This window comes from Pseudomonas vlassakiae (assembly GCF_014269035.2).
Classification (GTDB): Bacteria; Pseudomonadota; Gammaproteobacteria; order Pseudomonadales; family Pseudomonadaceae; genus Aquipseudomonas; species Aquipseudomonas vlassakiae.
Genome location: NZ_JABWRP020000029.1, coordinates 1 through 19,978 on the forward strand (window position 1 = coordinate 1; position 19,978 = coordinate 19,978).

General features: G+C 63.4%; 17 protein-coding genes and 1 pseudogene. 5 read left to right on the plus strand and 13 right to left on the minus strand.

Annotated features, from left to right (window positions below):
* Positions 1 to 484, minus strand: a 484-nt coding sequence (locus tag HU738_RS24405; protein ID WP_367616183.1) for a DUF6861 domain-containing protein, incomplete at its 3' end; no start/stop codon positions are given.
* 219 nt (positions 485 to 703) lie between these two features.
* Here HU738_RS24405 and HU738_RS24410 point away from each other — a divergent pair.
* A complete protein-coding gene (locus tag HU738_RS24410) occupies positions 704 to 1,207 on the plus strand; it encodes a hypothetical protein (RefSeq protein WP_186604637.1) in 504 nt (167 codons plus the stop codon).
* Positions 1,208 to 1,330: 123 nt separating this feature from the next.
* Entirely contained in the window at positions 1,331 to 1,720 is a 390-nt protein-coding gene (locus HU738_RS24415) for a hypothetical protein (RefSeq protein WP_186604639.1), read from the plus strand.
* A 46-nt stretch (positions 1,721 to 1,766) separates the two neighbouring features.
* Here HU738_RS24415 and HU738_RS26450 read toward each other — a convergent pair whose 3' ends face one another.
* Together HU738_RS26450 and HU738_RS26455 are read right to left on the minus strand one after the other, a co-directional pair.
* Complete coding sequence (locus HU738_RS26450; protein ID WP_371870296.1) at positions 1,767 to 2,198, minus strand: methyl-accepting chemotaxis protein; 432 nt, start codon at positions 2,196 to 2,198, stop codon at positions 1,767 to 1,769.
* A 162-nt stretch (positions 2,199 to 2,360) separates the two neighbouring features.
* A pseudogene (locus HU738_RS26455) lies at positions 2,361 to 3,104 on the minus strand (PAS domain-containing protein); the annotation flags it as partial.
* Between the two features lie 157 nt (positions 3,105 to 3,261).
* Here HU738_RS26455 and HU738_RS24425 point away from each other — a divergent pair.
* Positions 3,262 to 4,476 (plus strand): glycosyltransferase family 4 protein, encoded by a 1,215-nt coding sequence (locus tag HU738_RS24425; RefSeq protein WP_186604641.1) that lies wholly within the window; start codon positions 3,262 to 3,264, stop codon positions 4,474 to 4,476.
* Here the strand turns inward: HU738_RS24425 and HU738_RS24430 are convergent.
* From HU738_RS24430 to HU738_RS24440, 3 genes are all read right to left on the minus strand, one after another.
* The gene (locus HU738_RS24430; RefSeq protein ID WP_186604643.1) at positions 4,445 to 5,548 is read right to left on the minus strand and encodes an NADH:flavin oxidoreductase; all 1,104 of its coding nucleotides are present in this window, start codon (positions 5,546 to 5,548) and stop codon (positions 4,445 to 4,447) included. The genes HU738_RS24425 and HU738_RS24430 overlap by 32 nt on opposite strands.
* Before the next feature lie 126 nt (positions 5,549 to 5,674).
* Positions 5,675 to 6,157, minus strand: coding sequence for a glutathione peroxidase (locus tag HU738_RS24435; protein WP_186604645.1), 483 nt, complete (start codon positions 6,155 to 6,157; stop codon positions 5,675 to 5,677).
* Positions 6,158 to 6,301: 144 nt separating this feature from the next.
* A complete protein-coding gene (locus HU738_RS24440) occupies positions 6,302 to 6,787 on the minus strand; it encodes an FKBP-type peptidyl-prolyl cis-trans isomerase (RefSeq protein WP_054887500.1) in 486 nt (161 codons plus the stop codon).
* Here HU738_RS24440 and HU738_RS24445 point away from each other — a divergent pair.
* The gene (locus HU738_RS24445) at positions 6,786 to 7,088 is read left to right on the plus strand and encodes a DUF3565 domain-containing protein (protein ID WP_054887499.1); all 303 of its coding nucleotides are present in this window, start codon (positions 6,786 to 6,788) and stop codon (positions 7,086 to 7,088) included. The two genes, HU738_RS24440 and HU738_RS24445, sit on opposite strands and share 2 nt — an antisense overlap.
* Before the next feature lie 31 nt (positions 7,089 to 7,119).
* The gene (gene pta / locus HU738_RS24450; protein ID WP_186604647.1) at positions 7,120 to 9,207 is read left to right on the plus strand and encodes a phosphate acetyltransferase; all 2,088 of its coding nucleotides are present in this window, start codon (positions 7,120 to 7,122) and stop codon (positions 9,205 to 9,207) included.
* Positions 9,208 to 9,266: 59 nt separating this feature from the next.
* On the opposite strand, the gene HU738_RS24455 is transcribed toward pta, so the two are convergent.
* The 7 genes from HU738_RS24455 to HU738_RS24485 all read right to left on the minus strand — a co-directional run bounded on the left by HU738_RS24455 (position 9,267) and on the right by HU738_RS24485 (position 19,771).
* The gene (locus HU738_RS24455; protein ID WP_027918343.1) at positions 9,267 to 9,992 is read right to left on the minus strand and encodes a YiaD family glycine zipper/OmpA-like lipoprotein; all 726 of its coding nucleotides are present in this window, start codon (positions 9,990 to 9,992) and stop codon (positions 9,267 to 9,269) included.
* 109 nt (positions 9,993 to 10,101) lie between these two features.
* Positions 10,102 to 10,746 carry an MBL fold metallo-hydrolase gene (locus HU738_RS24460; protein ID WP_176506848.1) on the minus strand — a complete coding sequence of 215 codons (645 nt, stop codon included), beginning with the start codon at positions 10,744 to 10,746 and terminating at the stop codon, positions 10,102 to 10,104.
* A 325-nt stretch (positions 10,747 to 11,071) separates the two neighbouring features.
* Positions 11,072 to 11,764 (minus strand): sensor histidine kinase, encoded by a 693-nt coding sequence (locus HU738_RS24465; protein ID WP_054887496.1) that lies wholly within the window; start codon positions 11,762 to 11,764, stop codon positions 11,072 to 11,074.
* Positions 11,761 to 13,368, minus strand: a complete 1,608-nt coding sequence (locus HU738_RS24470) for a tetratricopeptide repeat-containing response regulator (protein WP_186604649.1) — start codon at positions 13,366 to 13,368, stop codon at positions 11,761 to 11,763. Before HU738_RS24470 ends, HU738_RS24465 begins: the two co-directional genes overlap by 4 nt.
* 164 nt (positions 13,369 to 13,532) lie before the next feature.
* Entirely contained in the window at positions 13,533 to 16,250 is a 2,718-nt protein-coding gene (locus tag HU738_RS24475; protein ID WP_186604651.1) for a winged helix-turn-helix domain-containing protein, read from the minus strand.
* Between the two features lie 244 nt (positions 16,251 to 16,494).
* Positions 16,495 to 17,859, minus strand: a complete 1,365-nt coding sequence (locus HU738_RS24480; RefSeq protein WP_186604653.1) for a DUF1329 domain-containing protein — start codon at positions 17,857 to 17,859, stop codon at positions 16,495 to 16,497.
* 25 nt (positions 17,860 to 17,884) lie between these two features.
* Positions 17,885 to 19,771: a DUF1302 domain-containing protein gene (locus HU738_RS24485; protein ID WP_186604655.1), complete on the minus strand. Its 1,887-nt coding sequence runs from the start codon at positions 19,769 to 19,771 to the stop codon at positions 17,885 to 17,887.
* Between the last annotated feature and the right edge of the window lie 207 nt (positions 19,772 to 19,978).

The window sequence follows — 19,978 nt, forward strand, 5'->3', positions numbered from 1 at the left end:
CGATGCCTTGCAGGTAGTACTCGCCAATGCGCGGCAAGCCGTCGACGAAGAACTCGGCGAGCGAGGCGATGCCCAGCACGCCGAGGATCCAGCCGCTGACCTTGAAGCCGATGGCGGTGCCGGCTACGCCGCCGGGAATGGCACCGGCACCGCCGGCGAATGCGCCGATGCCGGCGCCGAGCAGGCCGCCGGTGAGGGCAGTGCCTGCGACGATCATCGCCATTTGCTCGGCGACGCCGAGCAGGTCGTTGAGGATGCTTTTGATATCGAGGTCGGCGAAGCGCTGGCGCAGCAGCTGGCCGGCTTTCGATTCGGCCTCGTAGAAAGCGCGCCGCACGCTGTCCACGCGGCGCAGGTTGAGGGCCACTGACGGCACTGCTTCGTTGAGGTAAGTACGGAAATGGGCACCTCCTTGATAGCCCATTTCATCGGTGATGCGTGTCTCGATATCGCGCCAGGTGGGCACGATGTGCCAGAGCAGCATGAGGCGTCTCCCTGCCAGTGTTGTGCAGGGGAATCACATCATGGAGTGAGGATGGGAAATTCCTGAGTCGGCTGTAGGAAAAGTCTAATCGTAGTTACAGCATTTGTGAGCAAGACCCCGAAAGCAGACATGGGGTAGATAGTTAGAGCAAGCGCGCTATCAATTCATCGTTGAATCATACCCGCCAACGACTGGCGTTCATTTCAAGAGGACCACCAGATGATTGACGATGAAAAGTTCGAGGAACTACTACCGGCCGAGACTACCGGGGACGGCGAACCTGTAGAAACTGAGGTTGACGACCGAGAAGTATCTCCCGAGCCGGAAACTGAAGAGCCGGAAGTTCCGGTAGGCCCGATTGACCCACAGGGCCCGCTGGCGCGTCTTTTTCAGGAAGGCAAGGAAGGGCGCGATCTCAATGACGAAGAGTTCGCGGCTTTTGAACAGGTAAAGATGCACGTTCACACTACGTTCATTACCGCCCTGGCAGAACAGGACCTGGACGGTTATGAAAATGCCGCCTGCTATGTATATGACGCAAAGGGCGACAAGTCATCCCTGAGAACTTACCTGATCTGGGCCCTCATAGCGGGAACACTGGAGAAGGCGGACATCGACAAGTTCGAATTTGACGGAACGCTCTTCGCTGACGATGAGGGGAAACTCTGGACCGCCGTGGAAGAAACATTCCGACGCATGATGAAAATGGCGCCCATCGTCTGAAAATCACAGCTTGGCCCAGCAGGCCAGCCCGTTTGTTCAATCAATAGCGACAGCTTGCACAGCGCCTGCTCGGCTGCAAACCGACTCGACGCAGCCTCGAGTCATTATCACCGGAGATCAAAGATGGAATTCATCGACGTCAAATCGCGAGACTTCGTGGAGCTGGCCGGCAGGCCTGAACATGAACATGGGGCGATCATCGCCGAGCACCGCGTCATCTGGCGACTGCGAGACGCCTTGGCAGCCAACGACATCCATGAGCCGATCGAGCAACTGCACTACACCACTTGGGATGCGAGCACTGGAGCAGTCAACTACAGCAAACCGCTGGTGGAGTTGCTGGTCGACGCCGTGCTGAACAGTGAAGCGCCCACCATAGGGCCTGACGGCGGCATCTTCAGTGAGCGTGGCGTGAACGGCGAGGAGTACCATGTCAAGGTCGACCTGGCGGCCGTGCATGATGCCGCCTCGGCCGTCTACCGGCATATCAAGGAAACCGAACAGGCCGGTTGACCAGCCACGGCGGGAAGGGCCAGCCTGCGCCCCTCCCGCCAAGCCGTCAGTGGCTCAGCTGGCTGGAAAACTGCCCCACCGCATCCACCACCTTCTTCGCCCCCTCCTGGATCTCGACGATCACCCCACCGGTATCCGCCGCCAGCGCCAGCCCCTGCTCGGCCTGGCGCTTGCTGGTGTCGATGATGTCTACCGCCGCCTGGGCGAGCTGTTCGTTCTGCTGCACCACCTTGGCGATCTCTTCGGTCGCGCTGCTGGTACGCGAGGCCAGCTGACGCACTTCGTCGGCGACCACAGCGAAGCCACGGCCCTGCTCGCCGGCGCGGGCGGCTTCGATGGCGGCGTTGAGCGCCAGCAGGTTGGTCTGCCCGGCGATGTCGCTGATGGTCTTGATGATGGCGCCAATCACCTTCGACTGCCTGTCCAGCGCCTGGATGCCGTCGGCAGCATCCTGCATGGAGCCTTCCAGCCCACGCATCACGTCGACGGTCTGAGTCACCACATCGGTGGCTTTACGGGCGCTGCTGTCAGTTTCCAGGGAGGTGTTGTAGGCAATGTCGGCAGCCTGGGCTACTGCCAGCTCCTGATTGACCTGCTCGGTGATCACAGTGGCGAACTTGACCACCTTGTACAGCACGTCGTGGGCATCGAAGATCGGGTTGTAGGAAGCCTCCAGCCAGATGGTGCGCCCATGGGCGTCGATCCGCTTGAAGCGATCGGCCACGTACTCGCCCCGGCGTAGCCTGTCCCAGAAGGCCTGGTAGGCGGTCGAATTGACTTCAGCCGGTTCACAGAACATGCGGTGATGCTTGCCACGCACCTGCTCGAGGCTGTAGCCCACCGTCTGCAGGAAGCGGTCGTTGGCGGTCAACACCTCGCCGTCGAGGTTGAATTCGATCACCGCGGTGGAGCGCATCAAAGCCTTGATCAGGCTCTCGTGCTCACGCGAGGTCTCGATGGTGCGGGTCAGGTCGCTGGAGTGCATGGAAAAATGCCTGATCCGCCCGTCGACCGTCTTCACCGGCTGCAGGATGGAGCGCAGCCAGGCTTCTTCACCATTGCCGCGCAGCAGGCGGAATGCGCCATTGAGGTGCTCGCCCCGGGTAATGGCGTTTTTCATGCGCTGGTAGAAGTCGAGCTTCTTCACGTGCGTCGGCACGATCTCTTCGATGTTGCGCCCAATCAATTGCTCGGCACGGTAGAGCATCTCGCTCTCGAAATTGCCGTTGACCTGCTCGATGCGCCCCTGAGGGTCGAGCTGCAGCACCAGCATCTCGCTGTCGAGGCTGCTTTTGACCTGCTCGACGGCCATCAGCTCTTCGCGCAGTTGCTGGATTTCTTTCTTGAGCTTGCTGTTGAACATCACCGCACTCCCGGAGCGCATCAGACCGATTCGGATGCATCTTCATCGGCTGCGCGGCGAGCGGCTTGAGCGCCCTGCAAAGAAATATTCACACACCACAAAAAGCCGAAAATCGGGCGTCACCTGCGCGTCACAAGGCTGTCATGTGAGCGCAACGCAGCAGGTGGACACTTTTGTCATGAATACACCTGCCCTACGCATTTGCCTTGTCAGCGAAACCTTCCCACCCGAAATCAACGGTGTGGCCAATACCCTTGGCCGCCTCAGCGAAGGTTTACGACAGCGTGGCCACCAGGTCGAGATCGTCCGCCCACGGCAAGCCAACGAGGCCCAGGTGGATGATGACCAGGGGCTATTGCTCTGCCGAGGCTGGGCACTGCCCGGCTACCCCGGCCTGCAGTGGGGCGAAGTGTCGATGCACAAGCTGCTGCGCCGCTGGCGCCGGCAGCGCCCGGACGTGCTGTACATCGCTACCGAAGGGCCATTGGGCCTCAGCGCCCTGCGCGCCGCGCGGCGCCTGGGCGTTGCCGTGGTCAGCGGCTTTCACACCAATTTCCCACAGTACTCCGGGCAATACGGCCTCGGCCTGCTGGCACGCCTGCTGACCCACTACCTGCGCTGGTTCCACCGGCGCACCGCCGCCACCCTGGTGCCCAGTGTGAGCCAGCGCCTGGAGCTGGAACGCCGTGGGTTCGAGCGCCTGGCCTTGATGGCCCGGGGCGTCGATGCCGGCCTGTTCAACCCGGCCAAGCGCAGCCAGGCGCTACGGGAAAACTGGGGGCTCGACGCGGACGACATCGCCGTGCTGCACGTCGGGCGCCTGGCAGCGGAAAAGAACCTGACACTGTTGCAGCCCTGCCTGCAAGCCTTGCAGAGCACTCACCCACAGCGGCGCCTGCGCCTTGTGGTGGTGGGTGATGGCCCGCAGCGGGCGGCCCTTGAGCAGCAGATGCCCGATGCGGTGTTCTGCGGCGCCCAGCGCGGCGAAGCGTTGGCCGAACATTACGCCAGCGGCGACCTGTTCCTGTTCCCGAGCCTGACCGAAACCTTTGGCAACGTGGTGCTCGAAGCCATGGCCTCGGGCCTGGCCGTGGTCGCCTACGATGAGGCTGCCGCAGCCCAGCACATCCGCCATGGCCACAGCGGCGCGCTGGCCATGCCTGGCGACCAGTGCGCATTCATCGATGCCGCCTGCTGGCTGCTGGAAGAAAACGAAACCCTGCGCCGAGTGCGCCTGAACGCACGTCAGCACGCCAGCCGCCAAGGCTGGCCGGCGATCGTCGAGCAGTTCGAATCGCACTTGTTCAATGCCTGCCACACAGCACCTGCCGGCAGCCAGCCGGCAGGCGCCGCGCTGGCGATCAAGCCAGGGTCGTCAACGCCTCGCGGCTGAACGGCAGCACATCCGCTTCACGCCCTTCGCGTACCTTCTGCGCCCATTCGCCATCCACCAGCAGGGCACGGCCAACCGCCACAAGGTCGAACTCTTCATCGCCCAGACGGCGCAGCAAGCCTTCCAGGCTGGCCGGTTTGGCCACCTTGTCGGTAGCGACCATGAACTGCAGGAACTCACCATCGAGCCCCACGCTGCCGACAGTGATGGTCGGCTTGCCCGTGAGCTTGCGGGTCCAGCCGGCCAGGTTCAGCTCGGAGCCTTCGAATTCTGGCTCCCAGAAGCGCCGGGTCGAGCAATGGAAGATGTCCACACCGGCCGCCGACAGCGGCTCAAGGAACGCCGCCAGTGCTTGCGGGGTTTCCACCAGGCGTGCGCTATAGTCCTGCTGCTTCCACTGCGAGAAACGGAAGATGATCGGGAAGTCCGGCCCCACGGCAGCGCGCACGGCCTGGATCAGCTCGATGGCGAAGCGCGAACGGCCAGCCAGGTCACCGCCATATTCGTCGCTGCGACGGTTGCTGGCGTCCCAGAAGAACTGGTCGATGAGGTAGCCGTGGGCGCCATGGATCTCCACGCCATCCATGCCGATGGCCTTGGCGTCGCGGGCCGCCTGGGCGAACGCAGCGATCACCTCGCGAATATCGTCATGGCTCATGCCATGCACCAGCACCTGGCCGTCCTTGACCTTCTCGCTCGGCCCGTACCCTGGCACGCTGGCGTCCGGCTCGGTGCCCAGGCGGCGTACCATGCCCACATGCCACAGCTGCGGCACGATACGGCCCCCTTCGGCATGCACGGCGTCGACTACCTGCTTCCAGCCTGCCAGGGCATCCTCACCGTGGAAGCGCGGCACATTGGGGTAACCGTTGGCTGCCCTGTGCCCGACCGTGGTGCCCTCGGTGATGATCAGCCCCACGCCTGCGGCGGCACGGCGTCGGTAGTACTCGACCACGCCAGCGTGCGGCACGCCGCCGGGGCAGAAGGTGCGGGTCATGGGCGCCATGACGACACGGCTCGGCAACTCGAGCGCGCCGAGGGTGAAGGGTTGGAACAACGGGTTGCTGGGCATGGGGCGCTTCCGTCTGCGGGGGGAGATGCGCCTGAGGTTAGGGGCAGCACGGAGCTTGGCCCAGCATTATTGATCTCGGTGATTCCGGGCTATCGCCGGGGGTGCATTACACTCCCGGCCAACAGGTCACTTCAATGCATTCTCGATGGCCTGCACCACCGTTGGATCATCCGGTGCGGTACGCGGCGCAAAGCGCGCCAGCACCCGTCCATCCTTGCCCACCAGGAACTTCTCGAAGTTCCAGGTGATGTCACCCGGGAATTCCGCGCCCTCGCCCGCCAGCAAACGGTACAGCTGATGGCGGTCATGGCCGTTGACCTCAAGCTTGGCACCCAGCGGGAAACTCACGCCGTAATTCAGCCTGCAGAACTCCTGGATTTCCTTTTCGCTGCCCGGCTCCTGGCCAGCGAACTGGTTGCAAGGAAGGCCCAGGACGTTGAAGCCCCTGCCCTTGAACTGCTGCTGCAGCCTCTCAAGCGAGGCGTATTGCGGCGTCAGGCCGCACTTGGAAGCGACATTGACCACCAGCACTACCTGGCCCTTGAACGGCGCCAGGGGCAGGTCCTCGCCGTTCAGCGCCTTCAACGTCAGGTCGTGAAATGCACTCATGATGATCCCCTTCAGGTTGCCGGTTGCCGCAGGAGGCGAACAGCGCCCACTAAAAAGGCGCTCTTGCAAGCCGCGCGCCTCCCGTGGGAGAGGCATGCCGGCTTGTCCGAGCGCCTGGCGACTTTCTGAGCTTAGCGCAGAAAATCAGTGGTGATGGCCACCTTCACCGTGGATGTGACGGTGAGCGATTTCTTCTTCGCTGGCGTCACGCACGTCGACAACCTTGACCTTGAAGTTCAGGCGCTGGCCAGCCAGTGGGTGGTTGCCGTCGACGGTGATGTCGTCGCCGTCGATGTCGCGGATGGTGACGATCTGCATCTGGCCGTCCGGCGCCGAAGCGTGGAACTGCATGCCGACTTCCAGTTGGTCGACACCTTCAAACAGGCTGCGGTTCAGGGTGCTCACCAGCTCGGCCAGGTATTCGCCATAGGCGTCTTCCGGCTCGATGGCAACGTCCAGCTCGTCACCGGCTTGCTTGCCTTCCAGGGCTTTTTCCAGGCCTGGAATGATGTTGGCGGCACCGTGCAGGTAAACCAGCGGCGCACCGCCGGCGGAGCTGTCGATGGTCTCCCCGGCGTCGTTGGTCAGGGTATAGTCGATGGAGACAGCCTTGTTGGCGGCGATCAGCATGGGGCAAGACCTTTTGCAAAAGTATGTAGAGCGGACAAGTGTAACCAAGGCATCGCCCGATTGCGACCGCAGCGCGGACGAGGGGCGACCCATCAGTCGGATCACCGGCTTCCACCAGGACGAGGAAGGCCACTGGGTGGTCGAGCTGTCTTGCGGCCATACCCAGCACCTGCGCCACCAGCCACCGTGGCAGGCACGCCCATGGGTGCTCGACGCCGCGCAGCGTGCCGAGCGCATCGGCCAGCCATTCGCTTGCGGCTGGTGCGCACAGGGGGTCGATAGCGCTACCCTTGGCCGTTGATTCCTTGCACCGCTTATTTCGAGAAGCACGCATGCAGACATTTTTCATTGCGCCGACCGACTTTGGTGTCGGCCTGACTTCCATCAGCCTGGGCCTGGTCCGCACCCTGGAGCGCGCCGGGCTCAAGGTCGGCTTCTTCAAGCCGATCGCCCAGCCTCACCCCGGCGACACGGGCCCCGAGCGCTCCACCGAACTGGTCGCCCGCACCCACGGCATCAGGCCTCCGGTACCACTGAGCCTGGCCCATGTCGAGCGCATGCTCGGCGAGGGCCAGCTGGACGAGTTGCTCGAAGAAATCATCCGCCTGTACCAGCAGGCCTGCATTGGCAACGACGTGGTGGTGGTCGAGGGCATGGTGCCGACCCGCCATGCCAGCTATGCGGCGCGGGTCAACCTGCACCTGGCCAAGAGCCTCGATGCCGAAGTGATCCTGGTCTCGGCACCGGAAAACGAAGTGCTCAGCGAATTGTCCGGGCGGGTCGAACTGCAGGCCCAACTGTTCGGCGGCCCACGCGACCCTAAAGTACTGGGAGTGATCCTCAACAAGGTGCGCACCGACGAGAGCATGGCCGACTTCGCCACCCGCCTGCGCGAGCACTCGCCGCTGCTGCGTGGCAACGACTTCCGCCTGCTCGGCTGCATTCCCTACCAGCCCGAACTGAACGCTCCGCGTACCCGCGACGTGGCCGAACTGCTGGGTGCCCAGGTGCTCAATGCCGGCGACTATGAGCAGCGGCGGATGAACAAGATCATCATCTGCGCCCGCACCGTGGCCAATACCGTACCACTGCTGACACCGGGCACCCTGGTGGTGACCCCGGGCGATCGCGACGACATCATCCTTGCGGTGAGCCTGGCCGCGATCAATGGCGTACCCCTGGCCGGCCTGCTGCTGACCAGCGACAGCAAGCCCGATGCGCGCATCCTCGGCCTGTGCCGTGGCGCCCTGCAGGCCGGCCTGCCGATTCTGTCGGTCAGCACCGGCTCCTACGACACGGCCAACCTGCTCAACTCGCTGAACCGCGAAATCCCGGTGGACGACCGTGACCGGGCCGAATTCATCACCGACTTCGTTGCCAGCCACCTGGACGCCGCCTGGCTACACCAGCGCTGCGGCACCCCACGGGAAATGCGCCTGTCGCCCGCGGTATTCCGCTACCAGCTGATCCAGCGGGCGCAACAGGCCAACAAGCGCATCGTCCTGCCGGAGGGCGCCGAGCCGCTGCTGGTGCAGGCGGCGGCGATCTGCCAGGCGCGCGGCATCGCCCGTTGCGTGCTGCTGGCCAAGCCAGAGGCAGTCGAAGCCGTGGCCCGCGCCCAGGGCATCACCCTGCCGGCGGACCTGGAGATACTCGACCCCGAGCTGATTCGCGGGCGCTATGTCGAGCCGATGGTCAACCTGCGCAAGAGCAGGAACCTCAATGCGCCCATGGCTGAACAGCAGCTGGAAGACCCGGTGGTGGTCGGCACCATGATGCTGGCCCTGGATGAGGTCGATGGCCTGGTCTCGGGGCTGGTGCACTCCACCGCCAACACCATTCGCCCTGCCCTGCAGCTGATCAAGACCGCACCCGGCGCCAGCCTGGTGTCGTCGGTGTTCTTCATGCTGTTCCCCGAGCAGGTGCTGGTGTACGGCGACTGCGTGATGAACCCGCACCCCAGCGCCAGCGAACTGGCCGAGATCGCCCGGCAGAGCGCCGAATCGGCACAGGCCTTCGGTATCGCACCGCGAGTAGCGATGATCAGCTACTCCAGTGATTCGGCCAGTGACGAGGAAGTGGAGAAAGTGCGCGAAGCCACGCGCCTGGCACAGGCAGCGGAGCAAGGGCTGCTGATCGACGGGCCGCTGCAGTACGACGCCGCCGCCAATCCGCAAGTCGCTCGCCAGCTGGCCCCTCACAGCCAGGTGGCCGGGCGGGCGACGGTGTTCGTGTTCCCTGACCTGAACACCGGCAATACCACCCACAAGGCGGTGCAGCGCAGCACTGACGGGGTCAGCCTGGGGCCGATGCTGCAGGGGCTGCGCAAGCCGGTGAACGACTTGCCACGCGGGGCGCAGGTGGACGATATCGTGCATACCATCGCCCTCACGGCGATTCAGGCCAGCAGCATCCGCTGAAACGCAAAAGGGCAGACCGTCACCGGCCTGCCCTTTTTTATTGCGCCGTACCGAACGGCTTATGGGTACTGCTGAACCTGGCCCTGCTGCTGGTCATACTGCTGACCCGGAATAGGCTTCAGGTTGACCTCCACACGGCGGTTCTGTGCACGGCCATTGGCGTCGGCGTTGCTGGCAATCGGCTGGTCCGGGCCCATGCCACGTACCGTTACGCGCGACGCATCCACGCCTTGCGAGGTCAGGTAGGTGCTGACTGCCTGGGCGCGGCGCTGCGACAGGTCCATGTTGTGCTGGCGGCTGCCGGTGCTGTCGGTGAAGCCCACCACTTCGATGGTGTTCTGATTGAACGACTTGAACGAGTTGGCCAGGTTGTTCAGCGGGTTGTAGAAGCTCGGCGAAATGTTGGCCGAGTCGGTAGCGAAGGTGATGTTGCCCGGCATGATCAGCTTGATCTGGTCACCCTGGCGCTGAACCTCAACGCCCGTGTTGGCCATCTTCGCGCGCAGCTCGGCTTCCTGTTTGTCGGCGTAGTAGCCGTAACCGGCAGCGGCGGCACCGACTGCGGCGGCGCCGATCAGCGCACCCTTGCCACGGTTGTTGTGGTCGATGGCGGCACCGGCAATGGCACCGGCCAGCGCGCCCAGGCCGCCATACTTGGCGGTCTTGCTCATCCCCGTGGACTCGCCCTGAGCCTGGCCTTGGCTGTCATAAGGATTCTGCCCGGCGCAGCCGGTCATCAGGGCTGCAGCGGTTGCGACGATAATCAGACGACGCATGGTGAACATGGACAAGCTCCTACAAAAATTCGTGTGTGCGGCGGATCGCAGAGGGATCGGTGCCAGGCTTGGATCGCCAGCATACGGAAAAATTCCATGAAAGGCTTTTCATGCAGCTTCATGCCCGCACGAACGGGTTCTCGCGCATCTCGTCGCCCAGGCGGGTGTCCGGCCCGTGGCCCGTGACCACAATGGCATCTTCGTCCAGGCGATACAGCCGTTCCTGGATCGAACGCACGATGGCGCGCTGGTCGCCGCCCCACAGGTCGGTTCTGCCGATGCCACGGCGGAACAGGGTGTCGCCGGCGATCAGCAGCTTGGCGTCGGCGAACCAGAAACTCATCGAACCTGGGGTGTGGCCAGGCGTGTGCAGGGCCACACCGCAACCGCAGGCGAGTTCTTCATCATCATCGAGCCAACGGTCTGGCGACGGCACCGGGGTGTAGGGCACGCCAAACATCTGGCATTGCATTTCCAGGTTGTCCCACAGCGGCTGGTCCTGCTTGTGCAGGTGCAAAGTGGCGCCGGTGAGCTCCTTGAGCTTGCCCGAAGCGAGGAAATGGTCGAAGTGCGCGTGGGTGTGGATGATGCTCACCAGGGTCAGGCCATGGGCCTGCAGGCGGGCGAGGATCTTGTCCGGGTCACCCCCCGGGTCGACGACGATCGCCTTCTTGCTGACCGGGTCGCCGATCAGGGTGCAGTTGCACTGCAAGGGGCCTACAGGAAAGGTTTCGCGGATCAGTGTGGTGGGGGCAGTGTTCATGGGGGCTCCTGACTACTGTCGGGATGGTAGCGTGGTCAGGGGGTGCATGTCTTAGAAGTTGCAGCGCCTGTGAGACCGAGCGCCGCCCGCGCGGCGCATCGCGGATAAATCCTACAGTTGTTGCAACGTGCCGAACCTGTGACGCCATGGTTGCCAGCCTTGGCGCATGACTTGAGCCGTGCATCCAGCTGACAATCATGGCCTCACAGGTATGGCCACGTTGCAACAAACTGTAGGAGCGGATTTATCCGCGATGCGCCGCGCGGGCGGCGCTCGGTCTCACAGGCGCTGAATAGCGTGTGGCAGGCACATGTCGGCCCTGACGCTACGGCAAATACAACCTGAACAACCCGCCCCCAAGCACCCCGCCATTGGCAATGTCGATCCGCCCGCGCACGCCGTTACGCTCATGCAGCGCCGCAATCCGCGCCGCGAAATACAGCCCCAGCCCGGTGCTGCCGCTCTGCGAGTCGATACCCTGCACATAATCCTGCTGACGCTCGAGCATTCGCGCCGGGTAGCCCGGGCCGTCGTCGTTGACGCTGATGACCAGTTGCTCGCTTTCCTCGCCAATGCTGATCAACAGTGTATGGCCGGCATAGCGGGTGGCGTTGGTGATCACGTTGGCGATCACCGAAGCCACCAGTTCGCGGTCGAAGAAACCCAGCGGGTTGTCGGTTTCGACACGCCAGGTGGCGAGGATGTCGTTGTGCTGCAGCACTTCCTGGTGGGCGGCCAGCTGGGCCTCGATGAAATCATCCAGCTCATGGTAATCCGGGCATACCGGCAGCTGGTTCACCCCCAGTTTGTAAAGCCCCAGCAACTGCACCAGCATGCCGTTGAGGTGACGGAACTCATGCTCGATCACGCCCTGCTCGGTACCGCTGCGCCATTCTTCAGGCAACCGCGCCATCCACTGGTCATGGGACTGGATCAGCGCCGACAGCGAGTTTTTCAGGTCATGCACGGTGGAGGCGATCACCGTGGAGAAATCCAGCCCCTGGTTATCCTGGCTCATGCACCGAAGACCTTGATGTGCAGTTTGCGGTAGCGGTCGTAGCGACTGTCACTGGTCGGGATGCCGGCCACCCGGGTCAGGCAATCGCGGCATTCCTGCTGGATAGCCGGCGGTGTCACCTCGCCACCGATGCGCAGCAGGGCCTGCGCAGTGTTGAGCGCAATACTGATGTTCTTCGGCTGCAGCGAAAGCGCTCTGCGGAACATCTGCAAGGCTTCGTTGAGTTGCCCGGCCTGGTAGCTGCGCACGCCCTGGCGGTTGAGGTCGACCGCTTCGGTGACCGCACCCAGTACGGCCGGGTCGTCGGTCAGCTTGGCCACGCTTTGCATGACCTTGGGATCGTCGCCGTAGGTTTCCACGCAGCCTTTGAGGATGCTGCCGCCGGCTGCTTCCTGGCCGAGTGCCTGCAGTTGCCGGGCCACGGTCAAGGCCGCCTCGACCGAGAAGAACTGGTCCATCTTCTCCAGCCGCTGCATGGCTTGTTCGGTGAGCTTGGCCGCTGTCTCAGGGTCGCCCGCCTGCTGCAGGCTGGCGGCCTTCATCAGCCGGGCACGCACTTGCAAGCCCTGGTCTTCGAGGTTGTCCTTGGCCACTTCACTGAGCACAGTGTTGATCTCGACCCGGGCACGCGCATCCAGGCCAAAGCCGGCGTTCTTGCTCATCAACGCCTGGACCAGCCCAAGGTTGCTTTCGGCATCCTTGTAGCGCGAACTCTGGCCCTGATTCACCGCATGACGGAACGCCTTGGAGGCGCTTTCGAAATCTTCGTTATCCAACGCCAACTTGCCCAGTGCAGCCTGCCGGCGCACCGCCAGGGGCGACAGGCGGACAGCCTCCTCGAGCATGCTCTGGGCGCGCTTGGTTTCGCCTTGGGCGACCAGCACTTCGGCCATGCCATCGTACAGCCCGGGCATGATCGGGAAGGCCTTGAGCGCCTGTTCGTAGACGCCCTGGGCCTGGGCATTTTGCCCACGCTTGTGCATCAGGCTGCCGAGTGCCGCATACACCCACGGTTGCGGGCGGCTGGCGAGGATGCTCTTGAGAAACTTCTCCAGCTCATCGAAGCGGTTGAGGTCACGCAACGCGTCAGCGCGATAGCGCAGGCACAACGGGGCAAAACGCGGGTCCTTCTTGCACAGCTCGGCACACGCCGCCAACACTTCGGCCGGGCGACCACGGTCGAGGGCTTGCAGAATCGGCTTGAGCAGCGTCTTGCGCTGGGTCAGCTTGTCCAGGCGCTGGGCCAGGCCTACACGGTTGAACGGCTTGGTCAGGTAGGCATCAGGCTCGTGCTCCAGGGCACTGAGCACGATGGCCTGGCTGCTCTCGGCCGTGACCATGATGAACACGCATTCATGGCTGATCAGCTTGTCGAGGATCAGGTCCTCGAGGACCTGCTGGCCGTTCTTCTTGCCGTCACCGAGGTGGAAGTCCTGGAGGATATAGTCGTAGCGCTTCTGCCCGCACATGCGCAGCGCCTGCTCGCCGCTGTCAGCGGTATCCACATCGCGCACGCCCAGTTCGCGCAGCATGGAACGGGTCGACGTGCGAAAGTCAGTGAAGTCGTCGACGATCAGAAAGCTCTTTTGCCCGTACTGCAGCATCAACACGACCTGTATTGGAAAGATGGGTGAATGGCGCGAAGCGATGCATACCGCCGAAACCTATATCGGCAGCCAGCCAGGAAAGATGAGGGTGGAGAACGCAGCGGACGCACGCCACCGCCGGGTAATGGCCTAGCGCCATTATTTTACCGTTGCGGCCAGCTTCAGGCCAGCAAGCCCAACGCTTTGGCCCGGGCCACGGCTTGGGTACGACGCTCCACACCCAGCTTGCTGTTGATATGACTGGCGTGGGTCTTGACGGTATGCAGGGAAATGAACAGCCGCTCACTGATCTGCTGGTTGGAACAACCTTGGGCGATCAGTTCGAGCACCGCCAGCTCGCGACCACTCAAGGCCTCTGCGGCGTTGGCTGTAAGCACCGCAGGTTCGGGCAGGCGCCCCAGCAATTCGGCCTGGGCCTGGCAGGCTGGCTGTGCAAGGAGTTGCTCGCGCAGCCAGCCAGGATGCAATTCGAGCAGCCGCTGGAAGGGCTGTACCACCCCACCCCGAGCGGCGCTCAATGCCATGGGCAGCAGCCGCGCTGCCTGTGCTTCACGCCCCTCGCTCAGCAACAGGTCGATCCACTGGCAAAGGGCATGCAGGGTGAGCATCATCCCGCCACTGGCCTGACCGCGTTCGGCCAGGGCGCACAGCCGCGCCATGGCATCTTCGCTGCGCTGCTGCACCCGCTCGAGCAAAGCCTGCTGCAGTTCGATATGCAGCGGCAGCAAGGGGTGGAACTCGGGCGCTGCCGCAGGGTGCTCGCCGCCATAGGTCTGCCCCAGGCGCAGCAACCACGACTCGGCCAAATCGATACGCCCCTGCGCGAGCCATAGTTCGCACTTCACCAGGGTGATCATCGCCAGGTAAAAAATCGGCGGCACATCCCAGATGTGCATCAGCCGCTCCGCCTCGGCCAGTTCGGCGAAGGCCTCGGCATACTGGCCCTCACGGCCATCCAGCGAGGCGATCACGCAATGGCCGATCAGCACGCTGATGTCACGGCAGGCACGCGCCTCGCCCAGCCCTGCACGCAAGCGCGCACGCCCTTGGGTGGGATGCAGGCGCGCCACCAGCAGGTAGCCCTCGTACAAGGTCAGCCGCGCCCGCACTGCGTACAACCGCTGTGCCGACAGCCCCTGCAGGCGCTGCAAACCCTGGCGCACCTCATCGAGCGCGCGCAACACCTCGCCGCGGGCATGCAGCACCCGGGCCCGATCGTAATGCGCCAGCGCCTCGAACAACGGGTTACCCACCCGCTGCGCCAGCTCCAGCGCTTCGCGGTTCCAGCCGCGCGCACGCCAGAAGTCGCCGTCGGCAATGGCCAGGTTGGACAGCGTCGACAGGCATACCAGGCGTTGCCCATAGCGCTTGCACGGCAGGCTCTGCAGCGCCTCGCCGCAATAGGCCAAGGTCCGATCGCGGTCACCCCGACCACGGGCGATGACTCCGCTCAGGGCCAGCCACTGCGCCAGCATCGACTTCTGTGCAGTGGCCGAAGGCGCGGGCAGGAAGCGGCTGAGGTAACTTGCCAGCTCTTGCGCGGCATCGAGCTGGCAGGCCAGGCCAAGCGCCCAACTGTACAGCACGATCAACCGCGGCGTGCTGATCAGCAGGCTGTCGGGGAGGTCCATCTTCCAGCGCAACAGCATGCCCACATTCTGCTCGGCCAGCAGTTGCTCTTCGGACAGGCTCTGCACCAGGTCAGCCGCAACGTCGAGGTGGCCGGCGCGTAACGCCTGTTCCACCGCCTCGTCGAGCAACCCCTGGGCCTGGAACCAGCGGCAGGCGCGCAGGTGCAGGCGCGCCTGCGGTTCGCTGGACTGGCGACTGCGCAGCAAGTCAGAGAACAGGTGATGGTACCGATACCAATGGCCATGCTCGTCCAGCGGCACCAGGAATACCTGGTGCGCCTGCAGATAACGCAGTATCGCGTCGCTGTCGTGGCGCTCACGCAGCGCATCGCACAGCGCCGCGCAGAAGCGCTCCTGGCAGGCCGTGTCGAACAGGAACGCCTGCACGTCCGCCGGCAGCATCTCGATGACTTCTTCCAGCAGGTAGTCACGAATCAACCCTTCACCACCATGGAGGGCCTGGGGCAAGGCATGCTCGTCACCCGCCTCGCTGGCTGCCAACTGCCAGAAGCGCAGCCCCGCTACCCAGCCATCGCTGCGCTGAATCAGGTTATCCAGCGCCTGACCGCGCAGCCCGGTGGGTTGGCGGCCAATCACTGCCAGTGATTCATCCGGCGTCAGGCGCAGATCCTGCTCGCCAAGCTCGACCAGTTGCCGTGACAGGCGCAGCCGCGCGAGGTGCCAGTCCGGGCGCTGGCGGCTGGTCACCAGCAGTACCAGGCCAGCAGGCAAGTGATTGAGGAAGAACTGCAGGCAGCGATCGAGAACCGGCCCCTGGGCCAGGTGGTAGTCGTCCAGCACCAGCAGCAAAGGCGTGTCGGCCTGGAGGTAGAGCGCCAACTCGTCCAGCAGGCTGTCGATCCACTCTTCGAAGGCAAAGGGTTGGTGGCGCTGACGCATCTTCAGCAGGCCCATGGCCTGCCCGCCCAGTGCCGGACAGTACTGCTGCAAGCCTTCAAGCAGGCGCTCGAGGAAACGGCCGGGGTCGGCATCCCGTTGGCTCAGGCCGAGCCAGAGGCTGCGCCAATGGCTGGGCAGCGACTCGCAGAATTCGATGGCCAGGGAGCTTTTGCCAAAGCCTGCGGGGGCGTTGACCAGTAACAAGCGCCCGCCAAGCCCGCCCTGCAAGCGCTGGCACAGACGTGCACGCGGCACGTGGCCGTCCGGCTGCGGCGGCCGGAAGAAACGCCCGTCCAGCAGGCCCAGGGCCTGACTGGCGAATCCATGCGTACGGGACAGATCTGTCATGGCCGGCTCGTTCTGGTGGGAAAACTACGGCGGTACGGATGTTTGCGAGACTAGCGGGTAATACAACGCATTTGAAGATGATGGGCGCCATTTACCTGAAAAGACTGCGACAAAAAGCAACATGGCTGACAGACAGTGGCTGGGACGGGGCTTTGGCGGGGTATTCACTGGTTTTATCGGCCACACAGAAACGCCCCGGCAAGCCGGGGCGTTCTGGGGGATCACACGGCGTTGCGGTTTCAGCTCAACGAATACCCGACTGACGCAGGGCTGCTGGCTGGAAATCGGCTTTACTGGCGGTGAAGCCGAAGTCGTAGGCTTTCTTCTCTTCGTTTTTCATGCCCAGCGCCAGATAGCGGCCCGATTGCAGGTCGTAGATGGCTTCCAGGGTGTACCACGGTACCTGGTTGTTGTAGTACGGCTGGGCATGCGCCTCGGAGATACGCCACAACTGACCGCGACCGTCGTATTGGTCGATCACCGCTGCTTGCCAGGTATCCTCGTCGATATAGAAGTCACGCTTGGCGTAGATGTGCCGCTGGCCAGGCTTGAGCGTCGCGACCACATGCCAGACCCGGCGCAGCTCGTAGCGGGTCAGGTCCTGGTTGATGTGCCCGGCCTTGAGGATATCGGCGTACTTGAGCTTGGGGTCATCCAGCTTGAAGGCGTTGGAGGCGATGTACATCTCCTTCTTGCCTTCGAGCTTCCAGTCGTAGCGGTCCGGCGCGCCGTTGTACATGTCCAGGTTGTCCGAGGTACGCAGGCCGTCTGCTGCGGTACCCGGGCCGTCGTAAGACACCTGCGGCGCCTGGCGCACCCGGCGCTGGCCGGCGTTGTAGATCCAGGCCTTGCGCGGCTCCTTGACCTGGTCGAGGGTCTCGTGCACCAGCAGCACGGTGCCGGCCAGGCGCGCCGGAGCCGTCACCTCCTGCTTGAAGTAGAACAGGATGTTGCCTGGGTTGTTCGGGTCGTAGTCCTTCATCTTGTCGCGGAAGACGAACTGATCGGCGAAATACACCAGGCTGTAGGAACCGTTCTGCTGCGGGGTTGCCTGGGTCACCAGGCGGCTGACGCTGCCGCCGCGGTAGCGGGTGATATGGTTCCAGATCACTTCCAGGCCGCTTTTCGGGATCGGGAAGGGCACGGCGGTCTGGAAGTTGTTCAGGCCGTTGCCGCCTTCGACCAGCGTGGTCGCGGTGGCGTTCTTCTTGATGGCGGCGAAGACATCGTCAGGTACCGTGGCGCCACGGTGGGTCTTGAACACCGGAATCTTGAAGGTATCCGGGTAGCGCTTGAGCATCGCCAACTGGCCCGGCGAAAGCTTGTCCTTGTACTGCTCGGCATTCTGCGCGGTGATGGTGAACAGCGGTTTGTCGCTGCCGTACGGGTCAGACAGGAAACCCTTGGCATCGACGCTGCCTGCGGTCTTCGACAGCGGTTCCCATGGGCCGATCGAACCATCGGCGTTACCGGCTTTTTCCGCGCCCATCGGGGTCAGGGTGCTACCCAGCTTTGCCGCTTCATCGGCGGATACCGCAGCCATGACGCTGGTCGCCAGCAGGGACAGGCCCAATACACCGGCTTGCAACAGACTTCTGGTCTTGTTCATCTCGTGTCGTCCTGGATCAATGCGCTTAGAAGTTCACGCCGAAGCTGAGCGCGACGAAGTCGCGATCATCCACGGTGCTGTACTTGCCATCGAAGAAGTTGGTGTATGACAGGCTGGCGGTATAGGTATTCTGGTACTCGGCATCCAGGCCCAGGCTGACCGCCTTGCGCCCTTCCTCGAAGTTGGCACCAGGGCCAGGCGAGTAACCGGAGACGTCATGCGACCAGGCCACGTTAGGCTTGAGATTGACCCCGGCAAACACGTCGTTGTAGTCCCAGATGACCCGGGCGCGGTAACCCCAGGAGGTGCTGGTGGTGTAGCCGTCGTTCTCGCACTTGCGGTTGAGGTTGGCCGTCGAGGCACCGGCACCGGCGCCGGCGATGGTGCTGGCATTGAGCGCCTGACAGGTGTCGGCACCGCCGGTAGCTGGCAGCGGGCCAGGGCCGAACACCGGGTCACGGCCGTAGCGAGTATCGTGGGCATTCTCCAGGCCACCCACATGGGTTACCCCAAGCTCACCGACCACGGTCATGCGGCTGGCGCCCATCACCTGGTCGAAGAAGTGCGTCAGGGTGGTCTGGAACTGCGTGACTTCCTTGCGACGGTAGCCATGCAGGTCTTGCCCCGGAGTGCCGGAGAGCAGCGAAGCGTTGGTCAACGCGCCACCCAGTGGCCGTACACCGGCGAACAGGATGTCGGTGGTGTTCAGCTGCACCGGCGCGTTGGGCCGGTAGCTGACTTCACCGCTCCACGCGGTACCGGTAGGCAGGGTGGTGGAGAAGCTCAGGCCGTACAGGCGGATGTCCTCTGGGTATTCGACGAAGTACTTCGAGTTGCCCGCAACGATCAGCGGCGCCAGGGCGCGCAGCTGCGCCGGCAGCCCGGCAATGCCCTGGAACACCGACGGCGAAGCGCCGGTGGCGCTGAATATCGGCGCACGGCTGTGGTAGTTCATGAAGTAGGCACCGAACTCGGTGTCCAGCGGCTCGAACATGTAGCGCATGGCCACCCCGAACTGGCCGCTGTCCCGGGCATCGCGGTCGGCGCCACGGGCCACCATCACGCCCTCCTGGTTGATGTTCACGCCACGGGTGGCCAGGAACTGCTGGGCGGCGGCCGGTACCGTGCGGCTGCTGTTGAGCACCCTCAGGTTGTCGGTACAGCCGTCGGCGATGATGTCAGGCTGGGAGAAGAAGGTGCCGCAGTTGTCGACGACTGTCTGGTCCCACTCGATCTGGTAGAAGGCTTCGGCCGACAGATTGTCGGTCAGGCTCTGCGAGATGTAGAACATGTTGACCGGAATCAGGCCTTCCTTGATCTCGGCACCGGGGCGACGGAAGGCCGCTACGTCGATCGGGTTGATCGAGTTGATACCGCCACCGATGAAGGTGCTCTCACCCCAGCTCACCACCTGCTTGCCTAAACGTACCGAGCCCGGCTGATCGCCGATCGAGTAGTTGTGGTAGACGAAGGCATCGAGCAGCTGCGTACCCGACGACTTGGCGCCTTCCTTGCGGCCCGAGTCGCTGATGTCCTTGAACTCGCGGCCTTCGTCTTTCAGCTCGAAGTCGTACCAGTACTTGCCGCGCACGAACACGCCGGTGTCGCCGTACTTGAGTTCGAGGTCATGGATGCCTTTGAAGATCTTCGAAAAGGTTTCGCCCTTCTTGAAGTTCAGGTGGCCGTCGTCGGAGGTCTGCGACAGGCCTTTGCCACCGTTGTTTACCCCGATCAGGTTCTTGTTGGGGTTGGCGGTGGACCAGCTGGCGCCGACGGAGAGCGACGAGTCGAACTGGCCTTCGATTTCACCAATGTTGAAACTGACAGCGAAAGCAGGACTTGCGAGCGTGGAAGCAAGGCTGACGGCCAAGGGCAACCTGGCCCGGCGCCAGAACGGATTTGCAGATTTCATCGACGCTACTCCATGTACTTTATTGTTATGGCAGTGAGTCCTTTCAGAAACGGCTCGAGCGACCGGTGAGCAGGTTTGCCCTGCAGCGGCACGTCTTGCGCGTGCCGCCCTCCCCCATTCCTGAAAATCCCCTGGCCCCGACTATAGCCAGCAGGCTCAGGTGCTTGATCCCTCTAAAGTGTGATTTGCGCACCTGCTGCCAAATCG